Source organism: Nocardia sp. NPDC051052, assembly GCF_044456045.1.
Lineage (GTDB): Bacteria > Actinomycetota > Actinomycetes > Mycobacteriales > Mycobacteriaceae > Nocardia.
In genome coordinates this window covers 23,854-40,147 of record NZ_JBITFL010000016.1, presented here as the reverse complement: position 1 = coordinate 40,147, position 16,294 = coordinate 23,854, and the positions used below count along the sequence as shown (strand labels likewise).

The 16,294-nt window shown below is 67.6% G+C and carries 19 protein-coding genes; 8 read left to right on the top strand and 11 right to left on the bottom strand.

The genetic code is table 11. The features are described 5' to 3' along the window. Positions 1 to 207: 207 nt before the first annotated feature. Together ACIBCN_RS38045 and ACIBCN_RS38040 are read right to left on the bottom strand one after the other, a co-directional pair. Positions 208 to 1,149, bottom strand: coding sequence for an ADP-ribosylglycohydrolase family protein (locus ACIBCN_RS38045; RefSeq protein WP_396996937.1), 942 nt, complete (start codon positions 1,147 to 1,149; stop codon positions 208 to 210). 24 nt (positions 1,150 to 1,173) lie between these two features. Continuing rightward, complete coding sequence (locus ACIBCN_RS38040) at positions 1,174 to 1,806, bottom strand: TetR/AcrR family transcriptional regulator (protein WP_396996936.1); 633 nt, start codon at positions 1,804 to 1,806, stop codon at positions 1,174 to 1,176. A gap of 65 nt (positions 1,807 to 1,871) precedes the next feature. Between ACIBCN_RS38040 and ACIBCN_RS38035 the strand changes: the two genes are divergently transcribed. Continuing rightward, positions 1,872 to 3,299 carry an FAD-dependent monooxygenase gene (locus tag ACIBCN_RS38035; RefSeq protein WP_396996935.1) on the top strand — a complete coding sequence of 476 codons (1,428 nt, stop codon included), beginning with the start codon at positions 1,872 to 1,874 and terminating at the stop codon, positions 3,297 to 3,299. Between the two features lie 8 nt (positions 3,300 to 3,307). Here the strand turns inward: ACIBCN_RS38035 and ACIBCN_RS38030 are convergent, their stop codons facing one another. Continuing rightward, a complete protein-coding gene (locus ACIBCN_RS38030; protein WP_396996934.1) occupies positions 3,308 to 4,174 on the bottom strand; it encodes an LLM class flavin-dependent oxidoreductase in 867 nt (288 codons plus the stop codon). A gap of 154 nt (positions 4,175 to 4,328) precedes the next feature. Between ACIBCN_RS38030 and ACIBCN_RS38025 the strand changes: the two genes are divergently transcribed. Then, positions 4,329 to 4,886 carry a MepB family protein gene (locus tag ACIBCN_RS38025; RefSeq protein WP_396996932.1) on the top strand — a complete coding sequence of 186 codons (558 nt, stop codon included), beginning with the start codon at positions 4,329 to 4,331 and terminating at the stop codon, positions 4,884 to 4,886. A gap of 13 nt (positions 4,887 to 4,899) precedes the next feature. On the opposite strand, the gene ACIBCN_RS38020 is transcribed toward ACIBCN_RS38025, so the two are convergent. Then, positions 4,900 to 5,616: an SDR family oxidoreductase gene (locus tag ACIBCN_RS38020; RefSeq protein ID WP_396996930.1), complete on the bottom strand. Its 717-nt coding sequence runs from the start codon at positions 5,614 to 5,616 to the stop codon at positions 4,900 to 4,902. A gap of 102 nt (positions 5,617 to 5,718) precedes the next feature. Between ACIBCN_RS38020 and ACIBCN_RS38015 the strand changes: the two genes are divergently transcribed. Further along, a complete protein-coding gene (locus ACIBCN_RS38015; protein WP_396996929.1) occupies positions 5,719 to 6,558 on the top strand; it encodes a helix-turn-helix transcriptional regulator in 840 nt (279 codons plus the stop codon). Between the two features lie 6 nt (positions 6,559 to 6,564). On the opposite strand, the gene ACIBCN_RS38010 is transcribed toward ACIBCN_RS38015, so the two are convergent. Beyond that, on the bottom strand, positions 6,565 to 7,194 hold the full coding sequence (locus ACIBCN_RS38010; protein WP_396996928.1) for a TetR/AcrR family transcriptional regulator: 630 nt from the start codon (positions 7,192 to 7,194) through the stop codon (positions 6,565 to 6,567). Positions 7,195 to 7,208: 14 nt separating this feature from the next. Between ACIBCN_RS38010 and ACIBCN_RS38005 the strand changes: the two genes are divergently transcribed. The 3 genes from ACIBCN_RS38005 (at position 7,209) to ACIBCN_RS37995 (ending at position 9,269) form a co-directional block, all read left to right on the top strand. Continuing rightward, complete coding sequence (locus ACIBCN_RS38005; RefSeq protein WP_396996927.1) at positions 7,209 to 8,099, top strand: oxidoreductase; 891 nt, start codon at positions 7,209 to 7,211, stop codon at positions 8,097 to 8,099. A 39-nt stretch (positions 8,100 to 8,138) separates the two neighbouring features. Continuing rightward, complete coding sequence (locus ACIBCN_RS38000; protein WP_396996926.1) at positions 8,139 to 8,753, top strand: hypothetical protein; 615 nt, start codon at positions 8,139 to 8,141, stop codon at positions 8,751 to 8,753. 78 nt (positions 8,754 to 8,831) lie between these two features. Next, positions 8,832 to 9,269: a YybH family protein gene (locus ACIBCN_RS37995; RefSeq protein ID WP_396996925.1), complete on the top strand. Its 438-nt coding sequence runs from the start codon at positions 8,832 to 8,834 to the stop codon at positions 9,267 to 9,269. 10 nt (positions 9,270 to 9,279) lie between these two features. Here ACIBCN_RS37995 and ACIBCN_RS37990 read toward each other — a convergent pair whose 3' ends face one another. Beyond that, a complete protein-coding gene (locus ACIBCN_RS37990; protein WP_396996923.1) occupies positions 9,280 to 9,816 on the bottom strand; it encodes a DUF6886 family protein in 537 nt (178 codons plus the stop codon). A 198-nt stretch (positions 9,817 to 10,014) separates the two neighbouring features. Between ACIBCN_RS37990 and ACIBCN_RS37985 the strand changes: the two genes are divergently transcribed. Next, positions 10,015 to 10,143 (top strand): hypothetical protein, encoded by a 129-nt coding sequence (locus ACIBCN_RS37985; RefSeq protein WP_396996922.1) that lies wholly within the window; start codon positions 10,015 to 10,017, stop codon positions 10,141 to 10,143. A gap of 424 nt (positions 10,144 to 10,567) precedes the next feature. Continuing rightward, a complete protein-coding gene (locus ACIBCN_RS37980) occupies positions 10,568 to 11,068 on the top strand; it encodes a hypothetical protein (protein WP_396996920.1) in 501 nt (166 codons plus the stop codon). 1 nt (position 11,069) lies between these two features. Here ACIBCN_RS37980 and ACIBCN_RS37975 read toward each other — a convergent pair whose 3' ends face one another. The 5 genes from ACIBCN_RS37975 to ACIBCN_RS37955 are packed head-to-tail and all read right to left on the bottom strand — an operon-like array spanning position 11,070 to position 16,294. Beyond that, the gene (locus tag ACIBCN_RS37975; RefSeq protein WP_396996918.1) at positions 11,070 to 11,858 is read right to left on the bottom strand and encodes an ABC transporter permease; all 789 of its coding nucleotides are present in this window, start codon (positions 11,856 to 11,858) and stop codon (positions 11,070 to 11,072) included. Further along, complete coding sequence (locus ACIBCN_RS37970; protein WP_396996916.1) at positions 11,845 to 12,804, bottom strand: ABC transporter ATP-binding protein; 960 nt, start codon at positions 12,802 to 12,804, stop codon at positions 11,845 to 11,847. Before ACIBCN_RS37970 ends, ACIBCN_RS37975 begins: the two co-directional genes overlap by 14 nt. Continuing rightward, positions 12,767 to 14,314, bottom strand: coding sequence for an SDR family NAD(P)-dependent oxidoreductase (locus tag ACIBCN_RS37965; protein WP_396996914.1), 1,548 nt, complete (start codon positions 14,312 to 14,314; stop codon positions 12,767 to 12,769). The genes ACIBCN_RS37970 and ACIBCN_RS37965 overlap by 38 nt, the downstream gene beginning before the upstream one ends. Continuing rightward, a complete protein-coding gene (locus ACIBCN_RS37960; protein WP_396996913.1) occupies positions 14,311 to 14,559 on the bottom strand; it encodes an acyl carrier protein in 249 nt (82 codons plus the stop codon). Before ACIBCN_RS37960 ends, ACIBCN_RS37965 begins: the two co-directional genes overlap by 4 nt. Further along, complete coding sequence (locus ACIBCN_RS37955; protein ID WP_396996911.1) at positions 14,549 to 16,294, bottom strand: HAD-IIIC family phosphatase; 1,746 nt, start codon at positions 16,292 to 16,294, stop codon at positions 14,549 to 14,551. The genes ACIBCN_RS37960 and ACIBCN_RS37955 overlap by 11 nt, the downstream gene beginning before the upstream one ends.

Below are 16,294 nucleotides of genomic sequence, written 5' to 3'. Positions count from 1 at the left end.
ACAGTAATCGAAGTCGGCGCCCACCCCCTGGCGGTGCCGAGCCGATCGAGGCGAGTCATAAGGTCGCAAAATGATCTTGTACAGCGACCATTTGACTCACCTCAACGGAAGGCAGGCCGGGTGGGCGTTGACGTGAGTTGAATGGTTGCTATCGAAGATCGTTAAGCCACCCTTTGGCTCGCCTCGATCTGCGGGCGGCGCTGGGGGTTAGGAAGTGCGGGATAGCCAGCGGCGGAGGAGGCTCTTGCGGCGGGGCGGGGTGAGCCAGGTGGGTAGTGGTTCTCGTGCGGCGAGCCAGGTCGGCGGTATGCCGGTGCCGGGTGCGGTGCCGGTGTGGGCGGCGACGATGCCGCCGACGATGGCGCTGGTGGTGTCGATGTCGCCGTCCGCCGCGATACAGGTGGTGATCGCGGACGGGTAGTCGCCCAGATGGGTTGCCGCGACCCACATCGTGAACGGCACCGTGTCCTGCGCTGTCACTCGAGATCCATTTCCGAGTTCGGCCGCGGCTTGTTCGGCGGATGCCCCGAGCAGAGTGCGGGCGTGGCGAATCCGGCGGCTCGTCTCACCGTTGCCGAGATTGTCGAGCACCGCGGTGATGAATTCCGTTGGCGTGGGACGGATCCCGGTCAGTCGTGCCTGCGCCGCTCGCCCTGCCGCAAGCGCCACCGCCACCGCGCCTGCTACCCCTTCGGGATGCATATGCGTCACCTGGGCCGACCGAACCGCCTCCGCAACAATGCGTTTCGGATCATCGGCGTAGTAGGCACCCAGCGGAGCAACCCGCATGGCAGCACCATTGCCACAGGACCCCTGACCGTCATACGCGGCCCCCGCCACCTCGCGCCATTGCGCGCCGCCCTGAATCCGGCGCAACGTACTGACCGCGATGAACCCATAGTCGCGCCCCGGATCGAACCGCCGCGCGAAAGCCGCGGCAAGCCGATCCTGATCGATCGCACCGCGCGCACCGAGCTCAGCGACCACCGTGCAGGCCATTTCGGTGTCGTCGGTCCACCCCCACGGCCCCGCCGCAAGATCGCCACCGCGAATATCCTGGATCGACCGCCGCATCACCGGGAACTGCTGACCCAACGAGTCCCCCACCGACAGCCCATCCAGCGAATCGAACATCAAGTCACTGTGCATCGCCTCTGATCGTAGCGATCGCCGCTACCCGGGATGCGATCCCAGGCCGTCGCGCAGGAGATCGAAGGCGCGGTTGGTGGCTCGGACCGCGGCTGGGTAGCGGGCCGCAGCGGACTGGCCGTTGGCGAGATGTTGCTGGTTCATCCGGGCGATTTCGCCGTGGAGCACGATCACCTGGGCTGCGACGAGGCGGGCGGTGAGTGGGTCGAAGTCGTTCTCGCGCAACGCGTCTGCCAGTGTTTCGATCCCGCGCGCCTTGTAGCGGGTCAGCCTTACCACCAAACTCTCGGTGTCCCAGATCAATTGGAGGAAAGCCATGATGTCGGGGTCGTCGTTCAGGCCGGTGTTCGGATCTCGCCGCCGCAACCCCTCGAGCAGTGCCTCGCGCAACGCGTCCAGGGGTGATTGATCGGCCCGGCGCGCCAGGACCGTTCTGGCCGGTTCATCCTCGTGGTCGGCGATCCGTTGCAGGACAAGGTCTTCCTTCGTCGCGAAGTACGCGAACAGGGTGCGACGGGAGACTTCCGCCGCTCGCGCGATGTCAGTGATCGAGACCTGGTCGAAGCCTGATTCGAGGAACATGCGGATCGCCGTGGCCGCGATCTGCTCGCGGATGCGGACCTTCTTGCGTTCGCGCAGTCCCATCGGTTCGGTCATGGTTCCACTCTAGCGCATTAGTAGATTCAGTGTATTGTTGCACTCAGTCTACTAATGGAGATGACATGAAGACAGAAGTGATCGTGGTGGGGGCGGGCCCCACGGGGTTGATGCTGGCGAATGAGCTGACGCTGGCAGGCGTACCGGTGGTCGTGCTGGAGAAGCGGCCCACGCGTAGCACGCAGTCCCGGGCCGGCGCGATACAACCGCGCACCGCGGAGGTGCTCGACCTGCGCGGGTTGCTGGATCCGCTGCTCGACGGCGTGCCGCCGGGTGCCGAGTTCGGAGGGCATTTCGCCGGGCTGCCGGTCGAGTTGGATTGCCGGCCGTGGCGCACCCGCCATCCGTATCCGGTCCGCATCCCGCAGGCCCAGTTGGAGGCGTTCCTCGAACAGCGCCTCATCGACCGAGGCGTGCCGGTGCTGCGCGGATCCGAAGTGTCGGCCATCGAACAGGATTCCGACGGTGTCACTGTTGGAGATATCCGTGGCAGGTATCTAGTCGCGTGCGATGGCGGGCACAGCACGGTCCGCAAACTGCTCGGCGTCCCGTTCCCCGGGACCGCGGGCACCATGTCCTCGGCGGTCGCGGATCTCACCCTCGCCTCGCGGTCCGATACCGTCCCCACCGCGTCCGCACATTTCAGCCAGTACTTCAAGAGCGCCAACGGGTACTTCACTGTCCTGCACCCCATCCAGGGCGGCCTGTACCGGATGATCTTCGGCAAGCTCGCCAGCGACCGGCCCGATCGCGAAACACCCGTCACCGCAGCGGAAGTCGACGAGGCGCTACAAGCGGTGTACGGACCCGAGACACGGTTGGGCGAGTTGCGCGAGGCATCCCGGTTCAGCGACGCCACCCGTCAGCTGGAGCGTTACCGCGAGGGCAGGGTGTTCTTCGCCGGTGACGCGGCCCACATCCACCTGCCGATCGGCGGTCAAGGCGTGAACCTCGGCATCCAGGACGCGGTCAATCTCGGCTGGAAACTCGCTGCCGCAGTGCATAATTGGGCGCCCGAAGGGTTGCTCGACAGCTATCACACCGAGCGCCATCCCGTCGCCGCGCGGGTACTGCGCACCACCCGCGCGCAGGGTGTGATCGTGAACCCGGACCAGAACGAGAGCGTCGCCGCAGTCCGCGATATGTTCACCGATCTGCTCCAGCTGCCCGAAACCAATTACTACATCTCGGGTTTGATGTCGGGCCTCGACACCCAGTACGCCGGACTCGGCCCGCGCATGATCGACCTCGACCTGACCACCCCGGACGGCCCGACCAGGGTGAGCCAACTGCTGCGTTCCGGCCGCGGCCTGCTGCTTTCGCTCGACGACACACCCAGGTCGATCGACCGCTGGTCCGACCGTGTCGATCACGTCATCGCCAAGGCCGACGATGACGCCACCACCGTCCTGATCCGGCCCGACGGGTACATCGCCTGGTCCGCCACCGACGACGAACCATTCGACGCCGCCCTCACCCGCTGGTTCGGCTGAGCATCGCGCTACAGGGTGGGTGGGCCCTGGTTGATGCGGCGCATCACGGGGGCGAGGCGATGCAGGGCGGCGGTGGTCATGAGCTGGCGTTCGTCCCACCAGGTGGCGCCAGCGTCGGCGTAGGGCGCGATCAGATCACGCGCCCTGGCGGGGTCGCCGGGGCTGATGCCGCCCACTACCACCTCGAAGTGGCTGCCCTGTCGGTCTTTTCGGTGATCGCCGACGTAGTCGATGAGGTCGCGGAGCTCGTCGACGGGCGGCAGGTTGCCGTGCCCGGCGCTGAACAGGGGCACGACGCCGTCCCAGCGTGCGGCTCGGCGGATCGGCCTGCGGTGCGGCCAGAAGCCGGCGATCCAGACCGGCGGGCGCGGACGTTGCGTCGAGGCGGGCAGCAGCGCGACATCGTTGACCTGGTAGTGCTTTCCGATGTGGTCGACCCGCTCGCCGGACCAGTAGCGCTGCAACAGGTCAAGGCCCTCATCGAGGCGCTCGGCGAGCAGGACCGGGTCGGTCGGCTCGCCGAAGCTGCCGAATTCGTCCGCGATCGGTCCGCCGAGGCCCGCGCTGAAGATCACCCGGCCGCCGCTGAGCGCGTCCAAGGTCGCGACCTGGCGGGCGAGTTGCTCGGGGCGTCGCCGCGCCACCGGGGTGACCAGGGTGCCCAGCCGCAGGCGGGAGGTCGCCAACGCCGCCGCGGTCAGCAGCATCCACGGGTCGCCGAAGGGCTGACCCTGACGCTCCTTCTTGTCGTGCACCATATGGTCCCAGATGAATAGTGCGTCCCAGCCTGCCTCTTCCGCCGCGGCGGCGGCCATCGCCACCGTCCTGGCATCAGCAAAGTCCCCGAAATTCGGAATGTTGATCGAGAATCGCATACCGAGATACTGCGGTGCGAGACCGCGACAGGCAAGCGGATTGGATTCTGCGGCAACGATAGTCGCTTGCCTGTCGCGGAGCGTTCAGCCGTGCGCGGCCGATCGGCGGGGGCTCATCCCGATTTGTGTCGGTGGCTCATGCCAGGGTGTGTGGGTGACCACCGGCGAGTACCTCACCGACCTCCGACCCACCGCCGTCGCGCCGTGGATGGTGGTCGACATCGATCTACTCGCCGCGAAGGCGCTCGTCTATGACCCCTGTGGGTTCGCCTGCTCGGATCCGGTGCCCGAAGCCGAGAGCGCCGGGTATGCCGCCCACTCGTTCACCGTCGACGGCCGCTCGGTTCGGTTTCGTGCGGCCAGAACGACGCCGACCAAGGTCGGTCAGTTCGTCACCGTGTGGAAACGGTCCGCGGGCGGGCCCATCGAGCCGTTCGACGCCGCCGACCCGATCGATCTCTTCGTCATCAGCACCGGCGATCGGGACCGGCTGGGCCAGTTCGTCTTTCCGGTTGACACGCTTCGGGAACGCGGGGTTCTCGCGGTGGATGGCGACGGCGGGAAGCGGGCGTTCCGCGTTTATCCGCCATGGGTGAGTACCACCAACCGTCAGGCCGCCAATTCGCAAGCCTGGCAACTGCATCATTTCCTGCACGTTCCGCGCGACGGGCCGCTCGACACCGCGCGCGCCCGAATGCTCTACCGGCAGTAAGTGATCCGCTCGACTACCAGGGCAGGACACCGGCGGCGTCGAAGTAACCGCCGGTGGGGCCTTCGGGGGTCAGCTGGGCCATCCGGACGATGATCTCCGCGCCCTCCTCGACGGTCTGCGTTCCCGCGTGTCCGTTCAGGTCTGTCGCGGTGTAGCCGGGCTCTACCGCGTTGATTCGGATGCCCGGGAACGCTTTCGCGTATTGGACGGTGATCATGTTGACCGCGGCCTTCGACGCAGGATAGGCGACTCCCATATAGGCGTACGTGGGTGTGTCCGGGGTGGTGACGCGGGTCAATGAGGCCAGGCCGCTGCTGACGTTCACCACGACCGGCGCGGCGGATCGGAGCAGCAGCGGGAGGAAGGCGTGGGTCACGCGGACCACGCCGAAGACGTTGGTGTCGAAGATCGGGCGCATGAGGTCGACCGTGACGGCCGCCGCGCCGATCTCGGCGCTGTCCCGAGTCTGTCCTTCGAAGCCCGAGATGCCCGCGTTGTTGATCAGCACATCCAGGCCGCCGTCCGCCTCGATGGTTTTCGCCGCCGCCGCGACGGACATGTCGTCGGTGACGTCGATGACGACCGCCCGTGCACCGAGCTGCTCAGCGGCACGTTTGCCGCGTTCGGCATCCCTGCTGCCGACATAGACGGTGTGGCCCGCCGCGACGAGCCGGCGGGCGGTCTCGAAGCCGAGTCCCTTGTTCGATCCGGTGATCAGTGTCGTTGTCATGTCTCCAGCCTCGCGCCGGCCAGGGCGGCCAGCCAGTCGTCTGGTCTTCCTGGGACTGCCGATACCAGGCACGTGGAACGCTCGACGGGCAGACTGAGAACCATGGCAACAGCGGAATTCGGGAAGGCGGTGCGCCGCTGGCGCGACCGGGTCGCGCCCGAGGCCGCCGGGCTGCCCGCCGGCGGGCATCGACGAGCTCCGGGGCTGCGCCGGGAGGAGTTGGCGTTGCTGGCCGGTATCTCCGTCGACTATGTGACCCGCCTGGAGCAGGGCCGCGCGTCCAATCCGTCGACTCAGGTCGTCGAGGCGCTGGCCAGAGCCCTGCGATTGGCGGCGGTCGAACGCGCGCACCTGTTCCGGCTGGCGGGGTTGGCACTGCCGGACCCGGATACCGTGCCCGGCTACATCACCTCCAGCGTGCAACGCGTGCTGGACAGGCTGACCGGGACACCGGTTGCCGTGTACGACGCATCCTGGACACTGCTGCAATTCAATCAACCGTATGCGGCGTTGATGGGCGATCCACCCGGACCACACGACCCTGACCGCAATGGGGTGTGGCGGCATTTCGTCGGCCCCGGCATTCCCTCCCGTCGCACCCCGGAGGCCACCCGCGCACACGAAATATCACTGGTCTCCGACCTGCGCGCGGCCGCGGCCCAGTATCCAGCCGACCAGCGCTTGCGGAAGCTCATCGCGGACCTGCGTGCCAAGAGTGTCCGATTCGCCGAGCTGTGGGACTCCGGCGCGGTCAGCCGCCGCGAGGCTGCGCAGAAGACGATCGATCATCCACGAGTAGGTCCGCTGATGATGGATTGCGACGTCCTCACGGTGGCGGGCAGCGATCTGCGCATCATGATCTACACGGCCGAGCCGGATACCGAGGATGCCGAACGTCTCGCGCTACTGACCGTGCTCGGTACTCAAACGCTGAGCGGATAGCGAACGCTATTCGGGATCCGGCGCGAGTGCACGGCGGGCGAGGGTCAGCCAGCGGCGTTGTCCGGCGACGGGCACGGTGTCATCCGGTGCGGTCGTCAGCAGCAAGATGACGTCGTCGACCGTGGCATCGGGGTAGAGCGAGCCGTCGCGATGTGCCGCGCTGACCAGGTGCTCGACGGCGGCGCGGCCGCGAAACCGTAGCTGCCGCAACGAATCCTCCGCGAGTCCGGTGACCGCGAAGCGCAGCAAGCGTTCCTGCCGCATATCGATCACCACGCTGCGCAGCAACGCGACGATCTCGTCGATCGCCGGGCTCGCTTCGGCATCGACTCTCGCGAGGGCCGAGTCCAGCGATTCGCCTACCACCGTGGCGATTTCGGCCACGATCGCCTCGACCAGGTCCCGCTTGGCCGGGAAGTGCCGATACAGCGTGCCCACCGCGACGCCCGCAGTGGCGGCGATCTCGTCCATGCCGATCTGCGGCCCCTGACTGATCACGAGTTCGCGTGCGGCACTGAGGATTGCCGCACGATTGCGCAGTGCGTCCGCGCGCGGTCTGCGTGCTCCGGTCATCTCACCAACCCTTGCGTTGAACATGAACCACTGGTTCACTTTAATGGTGAACGCATCGTTCATCTTAGGAGTGACACGTGAGTGAGTGGACCGAAGTAGACATCCCGAGCCAGCACGGACGCGTCGCCGTGGTCACCGGCGCGAATACCGGCATCGGCTTCGAGACGGCGCGAGCGCTGGCCGAGCGCGGCGCGACCGTCGTACTCGCCTGCCGCGATCACGAGAAGGCCGCGGGCGCCGCCGCGCGGATCAGGCGGAGCGCACCGGGTGCGACCATCGAGACGATACTTCTCGACCTGACCTCGCTGGCGTCGATTCACGCTGCCGCAGCGGCGATTCGCGACCGCCACGACCACATCGACCTACTGATCAACAATGCCGGAGTCACCGGCCTGTCCGGCACCACAGCGGACGGTTTCGAAATCCAGTTCGGCATAAACCACCTCGGCCATTTCGCCTTGACAGGCATACTCCTGGAACGGATTACGACAGCACCCGGTGCCCGGATCGTCACCGTCAGCAGCATCGGCCATCGCTTCGGACGCATCGATGCCGCGGACCCCGCCGCCACCACCGGAAACCACTATGCCAAGTCGAAACTGGCGAACCTCATGTTCACCTACGAACTCGACCGCCGCCTCGCCAACACCCCCGCCGCAGCCCTCGCCGCCCACCCGGGCGGTGCGAGAACTGAAGTATTCCGCTACTCCCCCATGGCCTTCCGCCTGCCGAACCTTGCCATCGCCCGCCTCTTCGGCCGAACCCCGGCCATGGGCGCCTTACCAACCCTGCGCGCCGCCACCGACCCCCACGCGACGGGCAGCGAATACTACGGCCCTTCAGGGCTTTTCGAAATCCACGGCTATCCTTCCGCAGTGAAATCCAGCCGCCGCTCCCACGATAGGCAACGCCAGGGCCGCCTTTGGGAGGTCTCCGAGAAACTGACCAGCGTGTACTACCCCCACTGATATCGGATCGGCACGCCGACGGAACGTATCGTCGGCGGCATGAGCCACCCCGGTCCGGAGACCAGCCCGCCCGATGCCGTGGAGCAGAGTCGGCAACGGACGCGGCAAGCACACGAAATCCTCACCCGGCTTCGGCTTTTCGAACGCTGGGGAGCGTTCGGGACGCCGGTCCTTGTCGGCGCGGTGGCCTACGAGCTGACGATGGCTCCCGACATCGACATCGAGATCTATTGCGACGCACCACGTATCCAAGACGGCTTCGCCGTGCTGCGGGACTGCGCGGAGCTCGACAATGTCCGCAAGGCACGGTTCGGCAACCACCTGAACGACCCGGACGAGGGTCTGTACTGGCGGCTCGACTACCGCGCGGGCGACGGCACCGACTGGAAGATCGACATGTGGATGCTGCGCCGCGACCATCCCGGCCCGTGTGCCGCGCAACTGGTAGCTCCGCTGCGGGCCGCGCTGACGCCGGAGCGCAGGCGCACGATTCTGGAGCTGAAATCGCTGATGCAGACGGGGTCCATCCCCCGCATGCCGTCCATCGATATTTACCGCGCGGTCATCGACGGAGGGCTCCGTTCCGGCGCGAAGCTCGCGGAGTGGTTGGAAGCCCACCCTCGGGACCAGCTCACCTTCTGGAAACCCGGCTAGCGGCCAGCCCGGCAAACCTGTCGGTGGGCTCTGGCAGGGTTGGCTTTCCAGCACGTGAGGGAAAGTTCGAGGTGGACGATGACCCGCACAGCGGCAGATGAAGCGGATATCCGGGGCTTGATCGACAGGTGGGTGGAGGCGTTTCGGCATCGCGATGTGGAGGCGGCGATGGCGATTCATGCCGCGGATACGGTGTCGTTCGATATCGTTCCGCCGCTGCGATACGTCGGGACGGACGCGTATCGCAGGCCGTGGGAGGAGACCTTCGCCAACTTCGCCGGCCCCATCCAGTTCGAGATACGCGAGCTGGACATCACCGTCGGCGCGGACATCGCCTTCAGCCGCAGCCTCAACCGCATGATGGGCACCATGAACGACGGCACGGAAGCCGACGTCTGGCTCCGCTGGACGGCCTGCTTCCAGAAGCGCGAGGGCCGATGGCTCATCGTGCACGACCACAGTTCGGTGCCGACGGACTTCGCGAACGGCACGGCGGTACTGGATCTGACGCCATAGGTCGCCGGGCTCAGCCGCGGGGCCGAGCGGCGCGCAAACGGATGCCGCTGAAACCCAGCGAGCTGGCAGTCACGGCGTCCCAGAAACCCCACAGATTCGGCAGAATTCGGAGCTGAATCCCGGCGTGCTCATGCAGTTTCAGCAGGTCACCGACCTTGTGCGGCGGCGCGATCGGCGCGACAGGCACCGTCGCGACACAGGCATGCGGTACCGGGTCGCCGAAGGGACGGAAGGGCGCCGCGGGCAAGCGGTACGCGTACAACGTGACACTGCGCAGCATGTCGAACCAGCCGTACTCGATGGCATGGACGCGCTCCCCGCCGCCCCGCCCGATGATGGCGTCGCGATCGGTGGCGGTCGTGTCGGCGGTGACCCACGCCATGGCGCGCGGGCAGGCACGCGGGAACCAGTAGTCGGGCGATCGGTCCCGGTCGACTGCCCACACGTAAGCCTCGGGCTGCCGGGCGGTCGGCGCGGTATGCGGGACGAAACGGTCGATGGTGGGGTCCTCGGAGAAGTGCAGAACCTCGCCCGGCTCGGGGTACATGAGACTTCGCTACCACACTTCGGACCGGCAGGCGCGAAAATCGAACCGGTCCAATGCCTTACCGGCGGCGCGCATCGCACCGGCGTGGCGGACCGAAACACTGGCACGGCGTGGCGCGATGGGCAAGACATGCGTCCCGACCTCACATGCGGTGAGCGGCGGCAAGCCGTACGACGGCTGGTCGCCGTGTGTCATCTGATGAATCAGCTCGTCGACCTGGCCGAAGGTGGGTCGTCGGAGTCGTTGATCGCGCAGGCGCACACCACCCGCCGACTACTCCAGGATCTCGTTCTCGACATGGTCGCGGTCACCTACACCCGCCCCTGAACGACCCCACCTCGAAGAAGTCGCCGATATTGCTTCGGCGTGCCGACAATCCAGACGGGGGGCCAGACCGAACGTAGATGTGTAGGCATCGACGTTTCGGAATGAGGTCACCATGGGCGCGCCCACACGTTTGGTCCGTACTTGTCATCGACGTACCAGCGCACGGTCGACAACCGGCGAACAGCCGTCGTCGTGAACAGCAATCCGCCGAGACAGCGCACCGATGGTTTCGTGTTCAACAAGATGCTTGCGGCGAGATCGGTTGCGCACCAGTCCATGACCGCGCGCCCAGCCCTGGGATTCGCGCGGCGTTTGCGGTGCCGCGATGACACCGTGCGGCTATCATTTAGTTAATCGTTCGGGGTACCGGGGGTCGGGTGGTAGCCGAGAGCGGCTCGGCGAGTCATGACAAGACAGGGGTTGAGTGGCCACGATCGCGCAACTGAGGGCAATTCTCGCGGTGCTGCATATCGATCCAGGCGACGCCGACGCCCCCGCGCACAACGACACCGCGGTCGAACGCGCCAAACTGGCCGCGTTACTGCAGCGCGTCTTCAGCAGCGAGCTACGCAGCGCGGTCACCAACGCGCCGGATCAGAACGAGCTGGCGCGGCGCTGGACCGCGGCGAGCACCCAGCCCGCGCTGGACGGCGAAAACGCCACCGAACAGGCGCATTTCGACGCGCACTGGCTACACAACCGGATCGACGCGCTGGCCCCTCGCGCCACCTCCGACCAGGCACCGGTGCTGCTCGACGCCGCGGCGCGCGCCGCCGAGGCCGCCCAGGTGCTGCTCTCGCTGAGCAGCGGAAACCCGCACGGCGACGGCACCGAATCGCTCTGGCAGACCGCACTCGATGACCTGGCGTCGGCGTTCCACCTGATCAACGACGAGCACAACGCGATCACCCAGCCCATCGAGTAGCTCAGCTCCGGCCGACCTTGCTGTGGTTGAGCCGGAATTTGAACAGCGCGACCAGTCCGCCCGCCACGCCGACAGCGATCAGGATCAGACACGGCTTGACGATGTCGCCGAACCCGGCACCGTGCAGGATGACGTCCTGATATCCCTTCAACGCCCAGTACTGCGGCGTGTACGGCGACAACGCGCGCGCCCAGGCGGGCAGCGTGTCGCGCGGGGTGATCGTGCCCGCGAGCCCGCCGATGGCCAGCGAACCCACCTGCGCCATGATCGCCAGCTGATCGATGCTGCGGCACAACGACACCAGGGCGATACCGAATCCCCAGGTCGCCACGGCCAGCGACGCGGTGAGCGGGACAAGCAGCCAGGTAGACCCCTTGCTGTGCAGGTCCCACAGCGTGAACGCGATCACCCAGAGAAAGGTGAGCTGGAAGACCGAGAACAGCACCGACGGGAACGATTTCCCGATGATGATCTCCACGGCGCGCACCGGCGCGGCCCGCAGCCGATCCCAGGTCCCCCACTCGTGTTCCCGGAAGAACGAGGCACCAAGCAGGGTGGTGATGAAGAACGCGAACAGCACGATGGTGCCCGGCCCCGACTGTTCGATGCCGGTGGCATCGAAATAGCCGGTCAGGCGCAACTGCGCCCGGTTGGCCGGCGTCAGGAACGCCATCATGCCGATGGGCAGCACCATCATCACGATCAGCTGGGCCGGATCGGAGCGAATGCGGCGCAGGTCCGCCCAGGACAACGCGCGTACTCGGTCGACGGCAGAGTCATGCAACAGCATCTCGGATCCCTTCCACGGGCAGATCATCCGCGTCGTGCGCCGCGCGCATGATCGCCAAGTACGCGTTCTCCAGGTTGGGGTGATGGATCTCCGCGGCCAGCAGCTGGTCGGTATCGGTGTCCAGGGTGGCGAACAGTTGCGCGAGCAGCTGTCCCGGCGCGTTGGTGGGAATGTTCAAGCGCTTCGACTCCAGTACCACGGCGCCGGGCGCGGCGAGGAATCCGCCGAGGCTCGCGGGGATGGCGGCCGAGAATTCCAGGCTCACCGCGGACTGCGCGTACTGCTCCACCAGATCCGAGGCACTGCCCTGGGCCAGGATCTTGCCTTGGTGCAGCACGACCACCCGCGCGTCGAGCACCTCGAGTTCGGGCAGGTAGTGCGTCGCGTAGACGACCGCGGCACCCTGGTCGGCCAGCTTGCGGACCTCGACAAGCAGGTCCTGCCGCGCCGAGACGTCGGCGCCGACGGTCGGCTCGTCGAGCCAGAGCACGTCCGGCTCGTGCAGCAGCGCCATCGCGGTGTGCAGCCGACGCTGCTGACCGCCGGAGAGCTGGTGCGCGCGCGTCTTCAGGAACGCCGTGACACCGAGCCGCTCGCCGACCTCGGCGATGCGCGCGGTCAGGTCTTTGCGCCCGACACCCATCAGCCTGCCGAAGAAGATCAGGTTCTCCTCGGCGGTGAGCGTGGGATACACGCCGAGTTCCTGTGGTGCGAAGCCCAGCTTGCGCCGCGCCTGGCGCGGGTTGCCGGTGATGTCGATGCCGTCGATGCGCACCGTGCCCGCATCGGCCGGTGTCAGGCCCGCGACGATCGACGCCGTCGTGGTCTTGCCCGCGCCGTTGGGGCCGAGCAGCCCGACGATCTCGCCCGGCTGCACGGTCAGATCGATCCCGGTGAGGACCTGTTTCTTACCGTACGACTTGTTCAGGTCGGCGATCTCCAGCATCGCGCACCTCCTCACTCAGAATTGGCCATGGGGCGCCCCATCCGGCGGCGCCGAGCACTGAAACTTCCCCGGGCACAGCGGCTTCCGAGGAGAACGCGTTGACGATGTCGGCGGCGACCGGCGCGATGGGGTTGCTCACGGCCCGTCCGCCCGGTGTATTCGTCAGGTCGGTCCATAGCCGCGGTGGACGCACCACCACGACGTTCCAGGGGTGGTGTCGCGCAACGTATTCCGCGAGACCCTCGACGGCCGCCTTGGCCGCCGCGTAGTGCGGCCACCAGCGGGGCGGCGCGAGCACCGCCTCGGAGGAGATCATCACCACCGTCGCGCCTTTGCGCAGCCGTGGCACGCATACCGACAGCGGGGCGAAGACCAGACGGGTGCTCGCCGCCATGAACTGCGCGGCGGTCTCGACGGCGTCCGGTGCCAGCGGCAGGGTCGGAATCGCCGGTGCGGCAAGCAGAACCACGCCGTCGAGCTGACCTTCCGGCAGCGCGGCTGCCAATGCCCAGCCGTCGCTGGCGTCGGCGAGCACCGGCCACAGGCGATCCCGATAGGCATGCGAGGCCGCCGCGAGCACCTCGGGTGCCCGGGTGCAGCTCACCAGCACGCGCGCGCCCTGGCTCGCCAAACCCAGTGACACCGCGGCACCTAAGCCGCGACTGCCGCCGACGACCAGGATGGTGCGTCCGGCCAGCGCGTCCGAGGGCGGTAGGACCGCCGCGAGTTCCGCTGGGTCCGGCCCGGGTACCGACTCCCTGATCAAACTCTGCACCGTGACGTCGGCGCTCGCACCGCAGCGCATACCGGCACGCAAGGTGACGAGGCCGGATCGCCGGTCGACCTCGGGTTCGCTGGTCTCGAATTCCACTGCGCCGGAGCCGGATCCGTGCAACACGACGGTGCACGCGACGAGCAGGGCATCCCGGCCGGGCGTGCACATCCCGGTCCAATAGCTTGCCCAGCCCAGCACCGCGGCAACATGTTCGGGGACACGTCCGCCGATGACCCGCGACACCAGACCCGCGATCAGCGGATAGTCCACCGAGTAGGACCCGCTCTCCGGACCGGGCGCCTGCGCGGAATCCCCGGCCAGGTCGGCCAAGCCGAGCACCCGAGGGGCGTCCCGGCGCGGCTGGTCCTCGGCGGCGGGACCGCACCACGGCAGCACCGATCCGAGCCTGCACCGAATGCCGACCACCTCGATACCGCCGAAGCTGACCCGGCCACGGGCCTCGCTCTCCGACACGGTCCAGTCGACCTCGTAGCGCCGGCCCGGAATGGTGGGCTGCCGGAACGTCGCCCGGATATCGCGCACCGCCATCGGATCGGTCGTCTCGGCCAGCGCCGCCAGCGCGAGGGTGACCACCAGCGCACCGTGCGCCACCGGCCTGCCGTACGGCGATCGATGGCCGAAGTCGTTGTCCACGTGCAGCGGATTGCGGTCGCCGACCGCGGCGGCGTATGTCGCCACATCCGTATCCGTAACCCGGAAGACCCGCGAGTTCATGACACCCGCTCCTGCCGTGCGGCCGCCACGGCGGCGGCGATCTCGGCCAGCGACGGTTCCGAGGTGAGCGTGCTCTCCGGAAGTTCCACCGCGAACGCGCGTTCCACCGCGTAGACGAGGCGCACCTGGGCGAGTGAATCCCAGGTGTCCATGTCGGCGCGGACGGTGTCGGGGCCGTGCGCGGCCGGTTCCCCGACCACCTCGGCGAACAGCTCTAGCAGCTGCTCCATCACATCAGTAGCCATGTTGCCTCTGCGCCTCTCGCACATGCGGGCTGCGCGCGAGGGCGCCGCCCGAAAGGTCGTATCCGAATACCGACCCCTGTTCGGACTTCGCGTCGAGCGCGAAGCCGTGCCGGGGGTACAGATCGCGCACCAGCGCGTTGCGGGCGGTCGGGAGATACCGGCCCACCAATCGCGAACTGCCCTGTGCCAGCGCCCATTCCGCAGCGGCGGCCAGGAGATTGTTTTCCGCGTTCCGGCCGATGACCCGGCAGCTGAGCAGCAGGGTGTCGATCTCGACGGTGCCGCCGCCTACCGCCTCGGCGAGTAGCACGCCGACGATGCCGTGGTCGGCGAATCGGTCCCGCAGGCGCAGGGTGGCCGCGAACCATTGCGGATCCTCGGCCATCTTCCTGACCTGGGTCTGGGTGTGCCTGTGGGTGGTCAGGTTGAACTGGTTGGTCTTGGCGATCAACTGCGCGGCACGGTCGAGAGTGGTGCTGTTGATCGGCTCGATCGTGGCCACCATCTCCAGGCCCGCGAGGAACTCGTCGAGGTTGTCCGTCACGGTCCGTTCGGCGGCGGCGAGCGCCTGGTACGAGCGTTGCCTGGTGAAGTCCTCGCTGGACAGCGAGCCCGGATGCAGCCAGGGCAGCGCCGCGAGTTCGGTGGCGAACCGCGCGGGCGAGGCGGGCAGGCACAACGCGCGCACCTCCGGGCGCGCGGCCACCACCTGCGCGCATTCGGCGGGGTTGTCGTCCACGAAGGCGAAGCTGTTCAGGCCGAGCCGGATCTTGTCCGAAATCTCCTGAAGCTGTTCGGATTTGGGTCGCCAGTCGGCGACGATGTGGGTGAAGTCCTCGACCCGCAGCACCATCCCCGGCGCCTCGGCGATAGCGCGCAACGCCAGGTCGCGATCGTTTTTGCTGGCCACCGCGAGCAGCACGCCGCGCTCGGTCAGCGCGCGCAGGTAGCGCTGGAAGTCGGCGAACGCCTCGCCGTCCGGGCCGGTGCCGACGCGAATGCCGTCGATGCCGTCGTCGCCGAGGACGCCGCCCCACAGGGTGCCGTCGAGGTCGACGACCACGCAGCGCGCGGAGCGGCCGCGGTCGGCGGCGATCGTGTCGGCGATGGCGGCGGCCAGCCACGGCAGGCTGTCGGGTGCGTACGGCTGACGCACCCGGTACCAGCTGCGCGCGTCCTCCCACTGCCGCAGGCCGACCTGGGCGGCGAGCTGCTCGACGTCGACGAAAAGCACTCGGCCTGCGGCCTGTTCGGCAAGACGCGCATTGATCTCGCGGACGCGATACGACAGCGATTGCGGCGCACGCCAGGCCGCCGGACCGTAGGCGTCCACCGCGGGCGGCGCGAAACCGAGCTGGACGACCCGCACACCGGAACGCGCGGCCGCGTCCCAGAGCCCGACCCAGCGGTTGACGGTCTCGTCTACTGTGCCGGTGACGTCGTGATGGGTACCGGCCAGCACCACGTAATCGCCCTCGAGGAACGGCGTTTGGGGTGCGAGCAGCACCTGTTCGACCTGACCGAAGGGGAATTCCAGCAGCTCGGGTGTCAGCCCGGCGCGCGCACCGGCCAGCGGCAGCAGTTCGGCGAGGAAGTCGGTGGTGTAGGTGGCCAGCAGCGCCATCCGCACCGCGACCCCGGGCAGGCCGGGTTCGCGTGCGAGCGTTTTCGCTCGCTGCGTCCACGCCAGGTAACCGTCGGCGGGGGAAAGTTCTACTGCCACATCGGTTGTCAT

Bases quoted from the DNA above. Each gene is read 5' to 3' on its own strand.
- ACIBCN_RS38045 (WP_396996937.1), bottom strand. From the start codon at position 1,149: ATGCACAGTGACTTGATGTTCGATTCGCTGGATGGGCTGTCGGTGGGG.
- ACIBCN_RS38040 (WP_396996936.1), bottom strand. From the start codon at position 1,806: ATGACCGAACCGATGGGACTGCGCGAACGCAAGAAGGTCCGCATCCGC.
- ACIBCN_RS38035 (WP_396996935.1), top strand. From the start codon at position 1,872: ATGAAGACAGAAGTGATCGTGGTGGGGGCGGGCCCCACGGGGTTGATG.
- ACIBCN_RS38030 (WP_396996934.1), bottom strand. From the start codon at position 4,174: ATGCGATTCTCGATCAACATTCCGAATTTCGGGGACTTTGCTGATGCC.
- ACIBCN_RS38020 (WP_396996930.1), bottom strand. From the start codon at position 5,616: ATGACAACGACACTGATCACCGGATCGAACAAGGGACTCGGCTTCGAG.
- ACIBCN_RS38015 (WP_396996929.1), top strand. From the start codon at position 5,719: ATGGCAACAGCGGAATTCGGGAAGGCGGTGCGCCGCTGGCGCGACCGG.
- ACIBCN_RS38010 (WP_396996928.1), bottom strand. From the start codon at position 7,194: ATGAACGATGCGTTCACCATTAAAGTGAACCAGTGGTTCATGTTCAAC.
- ACIBCN_RS38000 (WP_396996926.1), top strand. From the start codon at position 8,139: ATGAGCCACCCCGGTCCGGAGACCAGCCCGCCCGATGCCGTGGAGCAG.
- ACIBCN_RS37995 (WP_396996925.1), top strand. From the start codon at position 8,832: ATGACCCGCACAGCGGCAGATGAAGCGGATATCCGGGGCTTGATCGAC.
- ACIBCN_RS37990 (WP_396996923.1), bottom strand. From the start codon at position 9,816: ATGTACCCCGAGCCGGGCGAGGTTCTGCACTTCTCCGAGGACCCCACC.
- ACIBCN_RS37985 (WP_396996922.1), top strand. From the start codon at position 10,015: ATGAATCAGCTCGTCGACCTGGCCGAAGGTGGGTCGTCGGAGTCGTTG.
- ACIBCN_RS37975 (WP_396996918.1), bottom strand. From the start codon at position 11,858: ATGCTGTTGCATGACTCTGCCGTCGACCGAGTACGCGCGTTGTCCTGG.
- ACIBCN_RS37970 (WP_396996916.1), bottom strand. From the start codon at position 12,804: ATGCTGGAGATCGCCGACCTGAACAAGTCGTACGGTAAGAAACAGGTC.
- ACIBCN_RS37965 (WP_396996914.1), bottom strand. From the start codon at position 14,314: ATGAACTCGCGGGTCTTCCGGGTTACGGATACGGATGTGGCGACATAC.
- ACIBCN_RS37960 (WP_396996913.1), bottom strand. From the start codon at position 14,559: ATGGCTACTGATGTGATGGAGCAGCTGCTAGAGCTGTTCGCCGAGGTG.
- ACIBCN_RS37955 (WP_396996911.1), bottom strand. From the start codon at position 16,294: ATGACAACCGATGTGGCAGTAGAACTTTCCCCCGCCGACGGTTACCTG.